Here is a 15416-nt window from a genome sequence, read left to right as displayed (position 1 = left end):
ATAAAACACCAGCCTCCAATATGAAAAAACACTTACTTTTCTTTTTTCTATGCTTTCCATATTACTTTTTTTCTCAACAATATTCAAACTATTTGGGTGCAGGACATAGTAACGGCATTACCGTAACTTCCAGCAGCGAACAAAGTCGTACAAATTGGAGAGAAACTGCCAACGGCGTCAATACCGTTAACGGTCATGGTTTAGATGCACGCTTATTAGAAACATCCAGATTCTTAGCACAAGCAACTTTTGGAACTAATTTAGATTATATTAAATCTGTTGCAAAAAATCCGTTTGAAGACTGGATTGATTCTCAATTTGACATTAATAGTCCATCCATGGGACAAATGACCACTGATATTTATAATCAGGCACTTGTCATTTTTATTGCCAATGGTGGCAATCATAAAGATTACAATGGTCCAGATGATCATCATTTTAATTACGCATGGTGGCAATCTAATATTGGAAATAATGATTTATTAAGACAAAGAATAGCTTTAGCATTAAGTGAAATACTCGTAATTTCATGGGATTCTAATCTGAATGACTACGGTGTAGGATTGGGAGACTATTATGATGTTTTAAAAGATAACGCCTTTGGAAATTTTAGAGACCTACTATTAGAAGTCACTTTACATCCAATGATGGGAGGGTACTTGAGCCATTACAACAACCCAAAAAGTGATGTAGATAGAAACATTCATCCGGACGAGAATTTTGCAAGAGAAATTATGCAATTATTCACAATTGGGTTATACGAACTTAATCCGGATGGTAGCTATGAGCTGGATGGAAATGGTGATAGAATTCCAACTTACGACAATGACAATATAAAAGAATTCGCCAAAATATTTACTGGGCTTGGGACTGCAGAAGTTGAGCAAAATGAATATGATGTGGTTGCAGATTTTGGAGCTGGTTTTCAATATGCCAGAAAAAACATCCCTATGGTTATGTATGACGAATGGCATGAACCCGGAGAGAAGAAGTTATTAAATGGGCAAATAGTTCCTAGCGGACAATCTGGAATGAAAGACATTGAAGATGCTGTAGATAACCTATTTAATCATAAAAATACAGGGCCTTTTATTGCTTTACGATTAATTCAACAACTTGTAAAATCTAATCCATCATCTGCTTATATATCAAGAATTAGTAGTGTTTTTAACAATTACAATGGCGTTAGAGGTGATATGAAGGCTGTCATTAAAGCTATTTTATTAGATGAAGAAGCAAGGAGTTGTAGTTGGGTTGACGATCCTAGTAATGGCAAATTGATTGCACCAATGATTAGATATTTTAATGTAATCAGGCAAATAGATTTGGATAACAAAAATGGTCTAAACTGGAATTTAGGAAGAAGTTTTTTTAGATCTACTGGTCAATTACCACTGGGGTCTCCAAGTGTTTTCAATTTTTATTTACCAGAATATGTTCCCAACTCTGAATTTACAAATGCAAATTTAAAAGGTCCGGAATTCGAAATACATACTTCTGCCTCAAGTTTAGCTTATCTAAACGAAGTAAACTCTTGGACAAATACGAATCGCTCAATACTACAAACCCGGAATTTAGGTCTTAAAGACACGCCTTTAGATTTTGAAAAATTGAAGTATTATGCACAAGACGGAGAGGTACTTGTAAATATGTTGGATAAACTATTTACTCGTGGACAACTTTCTGATGAAACGAAACGAATAATAGTCGACGCCATTGAACCTATAAAAGGGCAAAATGAAAATACCGATTATATGCATAACCGAGTAAGAATGGGACTGTTTTTAATTTTAACAAGCCCGGATTATGTTATACTAAAATAACACAAATGGCAAAACATAAAAACAATATATCAAGACGAAAATTTTTAGGACAATCATGTGCTGCACTTGGTTACACAACCATGTTTTCATCATTAATTAATTTAAAAGCCATGGCCGCTACGGCTATGAATAATTCATCTGTTATTTCTGTAGGCGGCGATTATAAAGCTTTGGTTTGTTTAAACCTAGGTGGTGGTAACGATTCTTTTAACATGCTCATTCCAAGAGGAAATAATGAGTATAGTGAATATACCACTACCCGATCAAACTTAGCCATACCACAAAATCAAATCCTACCAATCAATCCAAATACATCAGATGGCAGAGCTTTTGGCCTCCATCCATCAATGCCAAATATGCAGCAATTATTCGATAATAATAATCTGGCATTTCTTTCTAACGTAGGAACCCTTATAGAACCTTCAACGAAATTAGATATTAAGGACAAGGTTGTTACAACCCCTTTAGGTTTATTTTCTCATTCAGATCAAACTCAACAGTGGCAAACAGGAAGACCTCATGAAAGAACTAATATAGGATGGGGTGGTCGAATTGCGGATTTAGTGCAATCCATGAACTCCAATGAAAATATATCAATGAATGTGTCATTAGGAGGAAGCAATACATTTCAAAGAGGTGATGAAATAATACCTTATGCCATAAGAACTAGTGGAAGTATTGGAATTAATGGTTATGGAAGAGAAAACGGTTTCGATCAACTAAAAACGCAAGCTTTAAATTCTATGTTAGAGCGGGATTATCAAGATATTTTTAAAAACACCTATAAAAACACTATAAAATCTTCTAATGATTCTAGTATACAGTTTCAGGAAGCTGTAGATGGAGTTCCTGAATTTAGCACCATAATTCCTGAGGATAACAATTTAGCAGAGAAATTAAGAATGGTTGCAAAAACCATTGCAAGCAGAGACCTTTTAGGCTTTTCCAGACAAACATTTTTTGTTGATGCTGGCGGTTGGGACCATCATGATGAATTACTGGTAAATCAAGCAAATAGGTTAGCTGAAGTAGATGCCGCATTAAAATATTTTAATAGTGTTATGACTGAATTAAATGCTAATGATTGTGTAACATTATTTAGTATCTCAGATTTTGCAAGAACGCTTACATCAAATGGAAATGGAACAGATCATGCCTGGGGAGGTAATGCTTTTATGATGGGCGGTGCTGTACAAGGAAAAGAAATATATGGAGATTATCCCGTTTTAGCATTAGGCAGTGATGTTGATCTTCGAAAAAGTGGGGTTATGATACCAACAACTCCGGCAGATCTCTATATGGCAGAATTAGCATTGTGGTTCGGAGTTTCTCCTTCAGATCTTACAACTATTTTCCCAAACTTATCTAATTTTTACGATACTAACTCCGGTACGCCTCCAATTGGCTTTATGAACATGATATGATGAAAAAACAATACATACACATACTAATTATTTTTATACTTATTTCACCAACAATAAGCGCACAATGCCATCAGGACAGGCATAGCACAAGCTGGTTTGACGGTTGGGTATCTTGTGAAAAATCGCAAAATCCAAATTCAATATACGGACAAACACATTGGATTATGTATGATTTTGGATATGAGTACGAATTAAAAGAATCTAAATTCTGGAATGCTAACGAGCCAAAGAATCTTAATTACGGGATCGATGATTATAATCTAGATTATTCATTAGATGGTGTTACGTGGACAAATTTAGGGGCTTTTAAAATGGAACAAGGGTCTGGTTTATCTACTTATGAAGGCAGCGAAGGTCCTGACTTTGATACGACTAAAGCGCGATATGTACTCATTACCCCCACTTCCAATTTTGGAGGAGATTGTTATGCATTAAGTGAAATGAAAATCAATATTACAGATCCTTTCGATCTCATTGCTGAAGAAAACGGATTTAACGCCTTAGCATACCCTAATCCTTTTGTTAATAAGATAAGCCTTAGAATTGCATCTATTGATCAAACTAATCCCATAAATTATACATTATATGATATGCTAGGAAGACCTATAAACTATGGCAGTATAACTATTATTGAAGACACCGAAATTTATGAGTTACCAATAAATGGCAATGCGCTATCTGTAGGTATGTATATTATAAATGTGGAGCAAAATAAAAATAAACGCGCTTTCAAAATTATAAAAAGCAAATAACTGCTTACTACAGCTGAATACTGCTACCCAAGTTCGACTAAATCACATAAAAGTAGATCATAAAAAAATGAAAAACAGCACCTGCTAAAACAAATAGGTGCCAAATAACATGATTGAATGGTATTTTTTGAATCGCATAGAAAACAATCCCAACCGTATAGGATAGTCCCCCTAAAAACAGGAATAATACACCGTCACTACCTATATTATCAGACAAATTTGGAAAATCGAATATAATAAGCCATCCCATTATCAAATAAAGACCTGTAGAAAAAACCTCGAAACGTCCTGTAAAAAACAATTTTAAAACAATCCCAAACGCTGCAATCCCCCAAACAATCCAAAAGAGCTCCCATCCAAAACTCTTATGTAGCGCAATTAATAAAACGGGGGTATATGTACCTGCAATAAGTAAGTAGATACTAATATGGTCTATAATTCTAAAATAATGCTTTCGACGCTTTTTTTTTACAGCATGATATAGTGTAGATGCAGAGAATAATATAATAATTGAAATACCATAAACGATAATACTAAAGAGGCTCCAATTGGTTTTTTGGTTATCAAAAACAATTAGAAGTATTAATGCTACAATACCAAATAATACGCCTACAGCATGCGTGGCAGCATTTAGTTTTTCTTCAAAAAGAGTTTGAATACGCATTAATTTATGGATCCTTAACAGGCAACCATTTATCGGTTAAGTCATAAAAATCAAATTCAATAGCAGATTTTTGACGTTCTAAACGACCATTTTGAAAGTTGCGTAGTAAGATATCTTCAATTAAATAATCTTCTTTTACATGTACAGGGTCAAATTCCCTCTTTAATGAAATATCGAACATGCTCGCGGTAGTATTATACCAAAATGCCCGCCAACCACTACGCAGTTCCTTTATTAAATTGAATGCTGTAGTACCTGTTTGCCTGTGAATTAATTTAATCAGTATTTGTCCCTCAGTACGAGTCAGTTTTTTTAATTCCTCAGAAAACTCACCTTCTATATATTTTTGAATACGCTTAGTATACCGTTTTTTTTCACGATTTCTTTTAAGTGTTACCAAATGTTTATTCATAGAATCTAAACGTTCAGCAGCCATTTTTGCATATGGATATACTTTCATTGTTTTCCTTCTAAGAATTAAATATCCAATACGTTCTTTTTTAGTATCAAAACTAAGCTTATGTAAAAGCCTCACCTCTTTTAAGTCGATAGATGTTCTTGGAATAGAATCGCCTTCAATGATAAGATACTTAACAGCCAGAGAATCTTGTACAACATGATCCTCCTGTGCAAAGAGTAAAATTGGGAATACTAAGAATAAATATTTAAAACAGTTCATCAATATACCGGAGCTTCGATATTTCAAATTTACTAATTTACACCGTTTAAAACATTTTTTTTCTATTTATATTACTATTTTAGTGCAAATTTTTTTATAAATGACGAAGAAAAGCATTCTAAATGGGAAGTCTATGGACTTTTTAGAAAAATACCTAAACAATGCAGCTCCTACAGGTTATGAGTGGACCGGGCAAAAATTGTGGATGGATTATTTAAAACCGTATGTAGATGAATTTATAACGGATACTTATGGTACTGCCGTTGGCGTTATAAATCCTAAAGCAAAATATAAAGTAGTTATTGAAGGACATGCCGATGAAATTTCATGGTATGTAAACTATATTTCGGACAACGGATTAATTTATGTAATTAGAAATGGTGGTAGCGATCATCAAATTGCACCAAGTAAAATAGTTAATGTACATACAAAAAAGGGTATTATAAAAGGTGTTTTTGGATGGCCTGCTATCCATACACGTAATAAAGCCAAAGAAGAAGCTCCAAAACCAGATAATATTACTATTGATGTTGGTGCAAAAGACAAAGAAGAAGTCGAGAAAATGGGAATTCATGTGGGATGTGTTATCACCTACCCTGATGAATTTCATATTTTAAATGATGATAAATTTGTTTGTCGTGCTTTAGATAACCGTATGGGTGGTTTCATGATTGCCGAAGTAGCACGTTTATTAAAAGAGAATAAAAAAGAACTTCCCTTTGGCCTCTATATTACAAATTCGGTACAAGAAGAAATAGGCTTACGTGGCGCAGAAATGATTACACACACCATTAAACCAAATGTGGCGATTGTTACCGATGTCACTCACGATACGACGACCCCCATGATAGAAAGAAAAAAAGAAGGACATCTTGAAATTGGTAAAGGCCCTGTTATAGCTTATGCACCTGCAGTACAGCAAAAACTACGTGATTTAATTACTGAAACTGCAGAGGATAAGAAAATCCCTTTTCAACGCTCTGCCCTATCTCGTGCAACAGGAACAGACACAGATGCTTTTGCTTATAGCAATGGTGGTGTAGCTTCTGCATTAATTTCACTTCCACTCCGTTATATGCATACCACAGTAGAAATGGTACATAAAGATGATGTAGAAAATGTTATTAAACTAATTTATGAAACACTGCTTAATATAAAAGACGGTGAAACGTTTAGTTATTTTGAATAAAATACATTTTATCCATGAATACATTAAAGTTCTCTTTTTAGGGCAACTTTAATGTATTTTAATTATTGAAAGTTTGTCATTATTTCTTGCTAATAAAATGGCTTTTGTATTCCCAATAGTTATAAAAGCTGCGTCTTTTATATCACCATTAGCCCATAAATTTGTTTTAGAATTAGCAAGAATCTTATAATCATTAAGACTATTTCCTATAAGCAAAGTACCATAATTAGCATCATTTCGTGGTGTTTCTACTTCTGAACCGTAAAGATTTCCTAATAAAAGAATATCCTTTGTCTCATCCTTATTAAAATCATCAATAAGTATTTTATTTACTGAAGATAATTGGGCTTTGTTTTCAAAAGGTTCAAATTGAAATATGCCCTTTTTATTTTTTAATATTGCTGAGGCAAAATAGGTCGCTTTGTATACGATTCCTTCATTCAGTTTGTCGCCATAAATATCATTAATACTAGCTGAACCAAAACCATTATATGTTTTAAACTTCTCTTTAACAAAGGGCATTTGTCCAGAAGTACATTCCCGCCCTCTTACAGGAAAAACTGTATTTCCCTGACTATAACCTAAAACAATATCGTCTGTGTTATTTTCATCAAAATCATTGATATACATATAAAAAGGTTTATAAAAAGTCGCTTTGTATTTATAATTTAAACCTAGATTTCCTGCAATTATATCCAAATCACCATCATCATCAATATCGTTTACTTCAATAGAACTCCACCAACCAATATGCTCAGACAAACCGTAAGCTTTTGATTTATTTTTAAAAATCCCAGACTCGTTTATATACAATTCTATGGAACCCCATTCGTTAGCAATTAGTAAATCACTATTCCCATCTTTATCCATATCTGTCCAAACAGAAGCTGTAATCATTGTATGCTCTAACATCTCAGGGATTATGGTTTTAGTAACATCATTAAAACTTATAGAACCGTTGGAAGATGTATTTTCAAGTAAATAGCTTTTAGTTGGGCGTCCATAAAAACCGGGGGTTACTCTCCCTCCTATAAAGAGGTCTATATCACCATCATTATCAAAATCTGCAGGAGATACTCGCAAACCACTTGATGTTATTTTTGGTAAGGCTTTTGTATTTTTTATAAAATTCCCCGAACCTTTATTTTCGTATAATCTATCAGCATAATAATTATTATTTGGTTCATTTTCACTACCGCCGCTAATAACATATAGGTCCTGATCTCCATCATTATCAGCATCAAAAAATACAGCGCCTACATCTTCATAGTTCTTATCTGAAATAAATGTTTTACTACTTTTTGAGAATTTACCTGATGCATTTTGCAAATACAAAGCACTTGAATACCCTTTAGCGCCCCCTATAAAAAAATCTTCTAAACCATCTCCGTTTATATCAGCCACAGCAAGAGCAGGCCCCAATTGAGACATGCGATGTGGTAATAATGTTTCGTTTTTAAAATCATCAAAATTATTTTCTTTATGCCTAAAATTTACTCCTGATTGATTAGTGATATCTGTAAACAAACCTTCATAAGGCTCTACGGTATTATTTGGGGAAGTATTTTCATCTTGATGTGAAATTGTTATGGTTTGATTAGGCTTAATATTTTTAACCATGTGACTTGTATGATCATTCCAAACAACCTTAATACTATCAATTATTTTATCTCGGTTTAAACCAAAGTGAATGGCATCTGCCATGGCAGATTGAAAACCTCTGGTATAATGATTTTCAATAGTCTGGTTAGCAGATTTAGAATATAATTCTACTCTGGCTCCTATGGCATTTACATTAGTTTTTGGTCCTTTTAGTTTTAGTTTTATATAATTATTTGCTGTCGTATTGTTTTTATAGATATAAGAAATGCCTGCTGAATTATTAACCACAATATCTATATCTCCGTCGTTATCAAAATCAGCATAAGCAGCACCATTAGAATTTGTTGCACTTTGCTTAATAGTTTCCTTTTTAAAAGTAAGGTCACCATTATTTACATAAAAATAGTTCTCTTTTTTTCTACTCGGCATTTTAGAAAGAATATCATTAATATAACTTTTAGAATCGACCCTTTGCTTCTTAATAACCTCAGCTTGCTTCGTTTTTCTATAATTTACAAAATCATTATTTCTAAAATCTCCTTTAATACCATTAGATATAAATAGATCTTTATGTCCATCATTATTCATATCAAAAAATAGTGGTGCCCAACTCCAGTCCGTACTAGAAACTCCTGAAATTTGAGCTATATCTGAAAACATAGGTATATTTGTTTCTTTATTTACACCATTATTAAGTTGTAAAGTATTATACATGTATTGATGATGTAGCCCTAAACTTGTATTTTTATAAAACTTTTCAGGTCGCATACCACTCATACTTGTTTTTTGAGAAAAATTATCTTCTGCCATCATATCTACAGCCATGATATCCAAATAGCCATCATTATTAATATCGGCAATATCATTTCCCATAGAAAAGTTAGACATGTGGCCCAAGGCCTCTAACGAAGATTCTCGAAAGGTGCCATTTTTGTTATTTATGTATAAAAAATCTTTTTCAGAGAAATCATTGCCAACATAAATGTCTGGCCAATTATCATTATTTAAATCTGCAATAGACACCCCTAAACCATAACCAATCATGTTGTTTATTATTTTGGCCTGCTTAGAAACATCTACAAATTTCCCATTATCATTTTTATATAATCTATTTCCTCTATGTTTCGATTTTTGTTTGAGTAAATTTTTTAAATTGTTTTCATCATAAGCTTCTATACCATGGTTTAACAAAAACATATCTAAATCTCCATCTTTGTCATAATCAAAAAAGGTAGCTTGGGTAGTAAAATCTGGAATGTCTAATCCATATTTTTGAGCCTGATTTTCAAAAACAGGTATCCCACTAGCATTCCACCCCTTATTTACTAATAATTCATTTTTACGTTTATTTGGGTCTTTAATTTTTCCTGACTTAGCATAATAAATATCCATCAAGCCATCATTGTTTATATCTACTAGAGTAACACCCGTTCCGAAACCATACCCACCTCCTGCGTTAGATGTTCTTGATACATTTTTAAATTTCATGTTACCAGTATTAAGATATAAAGCATTACTCTGTGTAGAATGCACAAAATAAATATCTATAAGTCCATCATTATTAAAATCTGCTACCGCTACACCTCCCCCATTATAATAATACTCATAATACAAACCATTGTTATTCATATTCTCTTTGAGGTCATTTAAAAATGAAATTCCTGTTTCTTCTGGAGATAATACACTAAATAATTCTTGAGAAAGATTCATTTCCTCCTTCTTTTCAACGGGTGCTTCTGAATCATTTTTACAAGAGACTATTGAAAAAATGATAAGAGAATATAACAATGATTTTTTCATCTGTTCAAATTTTATTGTTTTTATTAGGTCAAATGTAATTCGCCAATAATTATTTTTGTTGGTATCAACTTAATTGTTATGGCTCATTTCATAAGATTGAAGCTTTAAAAAACAAGAACCCATTCAATTGTTTAACACTATTAAATGGGTTCTATAACTAATACCAATTATACATTAAAATAAGCCATTCAAACTCATTCATTTTTAGTTTTATCTCTTTACTCATCATTTTCATAACTACGGCTATGCAAATAATTCGAAGCAGGATAAAGCACAAAAGCAATGTCGTTTTCTGTGTCTCATTTTAAAATATAATTGGTATAATTCAAATATTTCTATTTTTTTATAACGAATAACTAATACCCATCATTTTGAGTTAAATTGGTATTCTTATCTCTCTCTGATTGGGGAATAGGGAATAGTCCACCAGCTTCAACATTCCAATCTCGTGTTTCCCATATTTCCTTACCGTCATCTATAAGATTCCCGTCTGTATCCATATCAACTCTATATATAGTTAATACTTCTGGAGTTCCAGCGATACCCCATCTTCTTATATCCCAGAAACGATGCTCTTCAAAGGCCAATTCTACTCTTCGCTCGCGCCTTACTCTAATTCGTAGTTCACTTTGGCTTCCTAAGCCAATATCTGGCATACTGGATCTTGTCCTAACTGCATTAATAGCGTCGACTGCTAAACCTAAACTTGCTCCAGATTCTATCAATGCTTCTGCATAGTTAAGATACACTTCAGCCAATCTTATATGAATCCAATGTTGCGTACTCCTATCGTTATGATTTGTATCTTCTTGAATCATTTTTTTCATCGAGTACCCTGTTCTGGTAAAATCGCCACTTGTAGCAATCCCGGCATTTCCTCCAGGCCTGTGAAAGAATACATCACCTTTCCACTCTGTACCATCATGTATTATTGAAGCTTCAAATCTAGGGTCTCGACCATCATATGGATTATTTATGTCATATCCAGAACCTGCTTCAGATGGCAATAATCCTGTTGCTTGCATTTCATACTGATCAACCAAATTTTGTGTTGGACCAGTACCTCCCCAACCACTAACAGCGCCACTAGATTTTGGAGTGTTAAACAAATTTCCCCAATGTCCTTTATCCGGATCGCTAAATTGCGTATCGAAAATCACTTCAGTAGCATCATTATTTACAAATACACTTTGATAATCACTATCAAGGGACCTAGACGTATTATCTAGCACCAATTTTGACGCGACGGCAGATTCTGCATATTTTCCTTCATACAATAACACTCTAGCCTTTATCGCTATAGCAGCATCCCAAGATCCTCTCGTTGAAGATTTAGTTTCTGCATTTTCAAAAAAACCTGCAGCTGTATCAAATTCAGAAACTATAAAGTTTAATGTTTCCTCTTTAGTATTTCTGCTCACTAACAAATCATCTGCCAACTCTTGTGGCACAGTTATTATTGGCACTCCGGAGAATGTTTTTAATAACAATGAATAAAAATAACCTCTTAAAAAGTGTGCCTCCCCCTTTAACCTATTATTTACGGCATCTGCTCCTTCTAATTGGTCATAGTTTTGAATAAAATTATTTAATCTCCTAATTTGGAAATATGCATTATTCCATAAACCATTAAATGGTGAGTTTTCTGAGGTTATGTTAGCTGTATTAAATTTGGTATTCGATGATGGCCAAGGATATGAGTTCTCTGCATCATCTGTCGCAGAAGTTAGCATATACCAACCATCTGGTGCACTAAATCCATGAGGAACACCATTATATACTGCATTCAAATATGTTTCTGCAAAAGCAGGATCTGTAAAAACCACATCAGAAGAAATTGCTCCTTGTGGGTCTAAATCTATGGAATCACTATCACAAGAAAATTGTAGAATTGTAAGTGAAACTAGAAAAAATAATATTGTTGTTTTTTTCATAATTAATGCCTTTAAAATTGTATGTTAAAACCTAAATTATAAACCTTTTGTTGTGGATAAAACCGACCTCTTGCTTGAGGGTTTTCAGGATCTAAATGTTTTATTTTAGACCATGTTACTAGGTTTCTACCATTTAAATAGATTCTTAATCTATCTAAACCTATTTTTTTAGTAACATTTTCAGGCAGTGTATAACCAATTTCTACATTTTTAAAACGCAGATAATCTCCTGGCACTAACCAATATGATGAAAAACGTTCGTTTACGGCATTACTTGTTAAAGTCAATCTAGGGTAACTTGCGTTAACATTCGTTACATTACCATCTGTACCAATTTGTGCACGACCTAAATGTCTATCAAATACTTTCCCTCCATTAAAAAATGCCCAAGCTGCTTCATTAGATAAGTACATGTCAAAATTTGCTGCGCCTTGAAACAATGCAGAAAAATCAAATTGCTTATAATTAAACCCAAGATTTAAACCAAAAGTAATTTCTGGTACATTTCCTTTTCCTATAACGGTTCTATCATCGCTATTAACGACACCATCTCCGGTAATGTCTGCATATTTTATATCTCCTGGTTGAGGGTTTTGAGTTTGGTATGTGCCTCCTGGTGCATTAGTATTTAAATCGTCTATCTCTTGCTGGGTTAAAAACAAGCCTTCTGCTATGTAACCAATACGAGATCCTGCTTGTATTTGCCTACCCGTAAGCCTGCGTAATGGATCAACATCCTCCGCTTCGGCGATATCAATTATTTCATTCTTTGCATAACCAAAATTAAAATTAACAAAATAGTCTAGTTCTTTTATTCTATTTCTATGGTTTAAAATAATTTCAAGTCCCTTGTTATCTACCACTCCAATATTTTCTCTTGGTAATGTAGCTCCAAAAGTATCAGGCACTTGTAATGCTCTCGTAGCCAAAATGTCTGATGTACGTTTATAATAAACATCAGTTTCTAAGGTGAATAAATTGTTCCATAAACCTAGTTCAACACCAAGATTGTAAGTCTTTGCTTTTTCCCATGTGGTATTTAAATCTGGTATGCCATTACTTGTTATGGATTGAGAAACACTACTATTATCTACAAATGCCCCACCAAATCCAAAAACTTCTAAATATCTAAAATCACCTATTCCCACATCACTTCCTAACTCACCATAGGATGCTCGAATTTTTAAGTTATTGATAACGTTTGAATTGCTCAAAAACCCTTCTTCAGAAATCCTCCATGCTAATGAAAGTGAAGGAAAAAAACCAAATCTAGAATCTTTACTAAATTTATATGACCCATCATATCTGCCATTAAACTCAAATAAATACTTATTATCATAAGCATAGGTAAATCGTCCGGCATATCCTAATATTCCTGATGACCACCTTCCATTAGATATCGATCTTGTTTCGGCATCACCAGCAACAAATAAATCTACAGAAGTACCCAATATATTGCTTATACCTGCACTTAAAAAGCTATATTCAGAAGTTGTTTTTGAATAAATGAGTTTAGCTCCCAATTCATGCTTATCAATAACCGTATCATAACTTAATATACCTTCTGTGGTTAATTTGTACCCTCTAGCACGACTTTCAAACAAGCTAGCAGTTTCTCCACGATCTGATGGTGTACTCAGGGAAAACTCACCAGTATTTGCATCAAAAGTTGTGTAAGAAGTAGGAATGGTAAAATTAGTTACACTTCCTCTAAAATTATTTCTTTCATTATTGTTTCCGCCTGCGCCTCTATCATAAGCGACTTGCCCTGTAAAACTTAAGCCTTTTAAAAAAGGAAACTGAATATGTAATGCTATTTTAGATTGAAATTCAAAATCTTGAAGTTTAGAATACCCACTGTTACTTATTCTTGGTTGTAAACTAAAACTAGAATACCCTCCATTTGAATATTGATTTACCTCAGTAGGAGGCGTTCGCATAATATTTGAAAACAAAGTTGCTGCTTCAATCCCTGGTCTATTTCTAGACTCTAGATTACCACTAAAATCTGTCGACAAGTTTATGTTTTCATTTAACTGAATATCAAGATTCGTTCTAAAATTAAAGCGATCAAAATCATTATTGTCATATATCGCATCCTGGTATAAATAACCTAATGAGGTAAAATATTTTATCTTATTATTTTCAGTGCTGCCACTTGCTGATATATCAATGGAGTGTATAGCAGAATTATTATCTAATGATTCACCTATCCAATCGGTATTCGGGTGTGTATCCGGGCTTGTTCCATCTCTAAATTTTTGTAAATCATCTGCCGTATAACCTTCTGGGACACCATCATTTACATTAGCTTCATTTAATAGCGTTGCATAATTAAACGAATCTAAAAAATTAGGCATTCTGGTAGATTCTTGTAATCCAGAATACAGATTTACATTGAGTTTGGTTTTACCTTTACCCCTTTTTGTTGTGATTAAAACCACACCATTACTAGCTCGCATACCATAGATAGCCGCTGCTGCTGCATCTTTTAATACACTTATACTTTCAATATCATTAGCATTAATATTATTTAATGTTCTTTGTATGCCATCAACTAATATCAACGGTGAATTTGAATTTAAAGAACTTAATCCTCGAATTCTAATTGTTGATGCATCACTTCCCGGCTCACCAGAGCTTTGAATTGTTACCACACCAGCCAATCGTCCAGATAATGCACTACTTACATTAGCTGTATTGTTTTTAACAATATCATCTGATTTTATGGTAGCAATAGATCCTGTAAGATTTACTTTTTTCTGAGCACCATAACCAACGATAACGACTTCATCTAATTGAGATGTATTTTCGGTTAGCGTTACATTAATAACATTCTGATTGTTAATGGAAATTTCTCGTGTCGTATACCCTATATAAGAAAACACTAAAATAGCATCAGAGTTTTCTACGCTTAGAGAATAGTTTCCATCAAAATCTGTAGAAGTCCCTTTGGAGGTCCCTTTTACTAATACGGATACTCCAGGTAAAGGGATTCCATTAGCACCAATAACCTGACCGCTGACTTTAGTTTGTAGTATAGATTTAATATACTCATCAACCATTTTTGGAGTTAACGACGAAGTAATTATGGTCTCTTTTTTATCAAGAATTCGTTCGATTTTTAGTTTTAATTCTGGCCTATCTTTAGGAAATAATATGATTTGGTTTCGTACAAAACTGTAATCTATATTTGTATTATTAAATAATAGATTTAATACATCATCAATTTTGATATCTTTAACCGCTAAAGATTTTTTTAAGCTCACGTTTACAATACTACTATTGTAAAAGAAACTAAAATCACTTTTGTGTTCAATTTCTGTAAGAATCTTTTTGATTTTTACATTTTCTGCATTTAACGTAATGTTTTGCGAATGAGCATCACTCGCAAAGATTTTAGTAAACGTAATGCAAAGTAAAACTAAATAGATTTTCATAATCCTAAGAATAGGGATTTTTGAAAAAAAGTGTTGCTTTTTTTTCATACTTTTGTTTGGTTTTAATTGTTAATACTACTTTCGGTGTTAAATAATTAGCTTAAAGGGT

General features: G+C 33.2%; 9 protein-coding genes. 4 read left to right on the top strand and 5 right to left on the bottom strand.

The window, feature by feature from the left end; translation table 11 throughout:
- Positions 1 to 20 precede the first annotated feature (20 nt).
- The 3 genes from Q4Q47_RS20540 to Q4Q47_RS20530 are packed head-to-tail and all read left to right on the top strand — an operon-like array spanning position 21 to position 3999.
- Positions 21 to 1823: a DUF1800 domain-containing protein gene (locus Q4Q47_RS20540; RefSeq protein WP_303308609.1), complete on the top strand. Its 1803-nt coding sequence runs from the start codon at positions 21 to 23 to the stop codon at positions 1821 to 1823.
- 5 nt (positions 1824 to 1828) lie between these two features.
- Entirely contained in the window at positions 1829 to 3247 is a 1419-nt protein-coding gene (locus Q4Q47_RS20535; protein WP_303308608.1) for a DUF1501 domain-containing protein, read from the top strand.
- Entirely contained in the window at positions 3244 to 3999 is a 756-nt protein-coding gene (locus Q4Q47_RS20530; protein WP_303308607.1) for a discoidin domain-containing protein, read from the top strand. Before Q4Q47_RS20535 ends, Q4Q47_RS20530 begins: the two co-directional genes overlap by 4 nt.
- A gap of 37 nt (positions 4000 to 4036) precedes the next feature.
- On the opposite strand, the gene trhA is transcribed toward Q4Q47_RS20530, so the two are convergent.
- A complete protein-coding gene (trhA, locus tag Q4Q47_RS20525) occupies positions 4037 to 4663 on the bottom strand; it encodes a PAQR family membrane homeostasis protein TrhA (RefSeq protein WP_303308606.1) in 627 nt (208 codons plus the stop codon).
- Between the two features lie 4 nt (positions 4664 to 4667).
- Positions 4668 to 5342: a DUF4294 domain-containing protein gene (locus Q4Q47_RS20520; protein WP_303308605.1), complete on the bottom strand. Its 675-nt coding sequence runs from the start codon at positions 5340 to 5342 to the stop codon at positions 4668 to 4670.
- A gap of 100 nt (positions 5343 to 5442) precedes the next feature.
- Here Q4Q47_RS20520 and Q4Q47_RS20515 point away from each other — a divergent pair, with 100 nt between their 5' ends.
- Complete coding sequence (locus Q4Q47_RS20515; RefSeq protein ID WP_303308604.1) at positions 5443 to 6531, top strand: M42 family metallopeptidase; 1089 nt, start codon at positions 5443 to 5445, stop codon at positions 6529 to 6531.
- 48 nt (positions 6532 to 6579) lie between these two features.
- On the opposite strand, the gene Q4Q47_RS20510 is transcribed toward Q4Q47_RS20515, so the two are convergent.
- The 3 genes from Q4Q47_RS20510 to Q4Q47_RS20500 all read right to left on the bottom strand — a co-directional run bounded on the left by Q4Q47_RS20510 (position 6580) and on the right by Q4Q47_RS20500 (position 15355).
- Positions 6580 to 9933 carry a VCBS repeat-containing protein gene (locus Q4Q47_RS20510; RefSeq protein ID WP_303308603.1) on the bottom strand — a complete coding sequence of 1118 codons (3354 nt, stop codon included), beginning with the start codon at positions 9931 to 9933 and terminating at the stop codon, positions 6580 to 6582.
- A 356-nt stretch (positions 9934 to 10289) separates the two neighbouring features.
- Positions 10290 to 11867, bottom strand: coding sequence for a RagB/SusD family nutrient uptake outer membrane protein (locus tag Q4Q47_RS20505; protein WP_303308602.1), 1578 nt, complete (start codon positions 11865 to 11867; stop codon positions 10290 to 10292).
- An 11-nt stretch (positions 11868 to 11878) separates the two neighbouring features.
- Complete coding sequence (locus tag Q4Q47_RS20500; RefSeq protein ID WP_303308601.1) at positions 11879 to 15355, bottom strand: TonB-dependent receptor; 3477 nt, start codon at positions 15353 to 15355, stop codon at positions 11879 to 11881.
- Between the last annotated feature and the right edge of the window lie 61 nt (positions 15356 to 15416).

Source organism: Flavivirga spongiicola (genome assembly GCF_030540825.1).
GTDB lineage: Bacteria > Bacteroidota > Bacteroidia > Flavobacteriales > Flavobacteriaceae > Flavivirga > Flavivirga spongiicola.
Note: the sequence above shows the minus strand (reverse complement) of the source record. Positions and strands in the feature narration are given on the sequence as shown.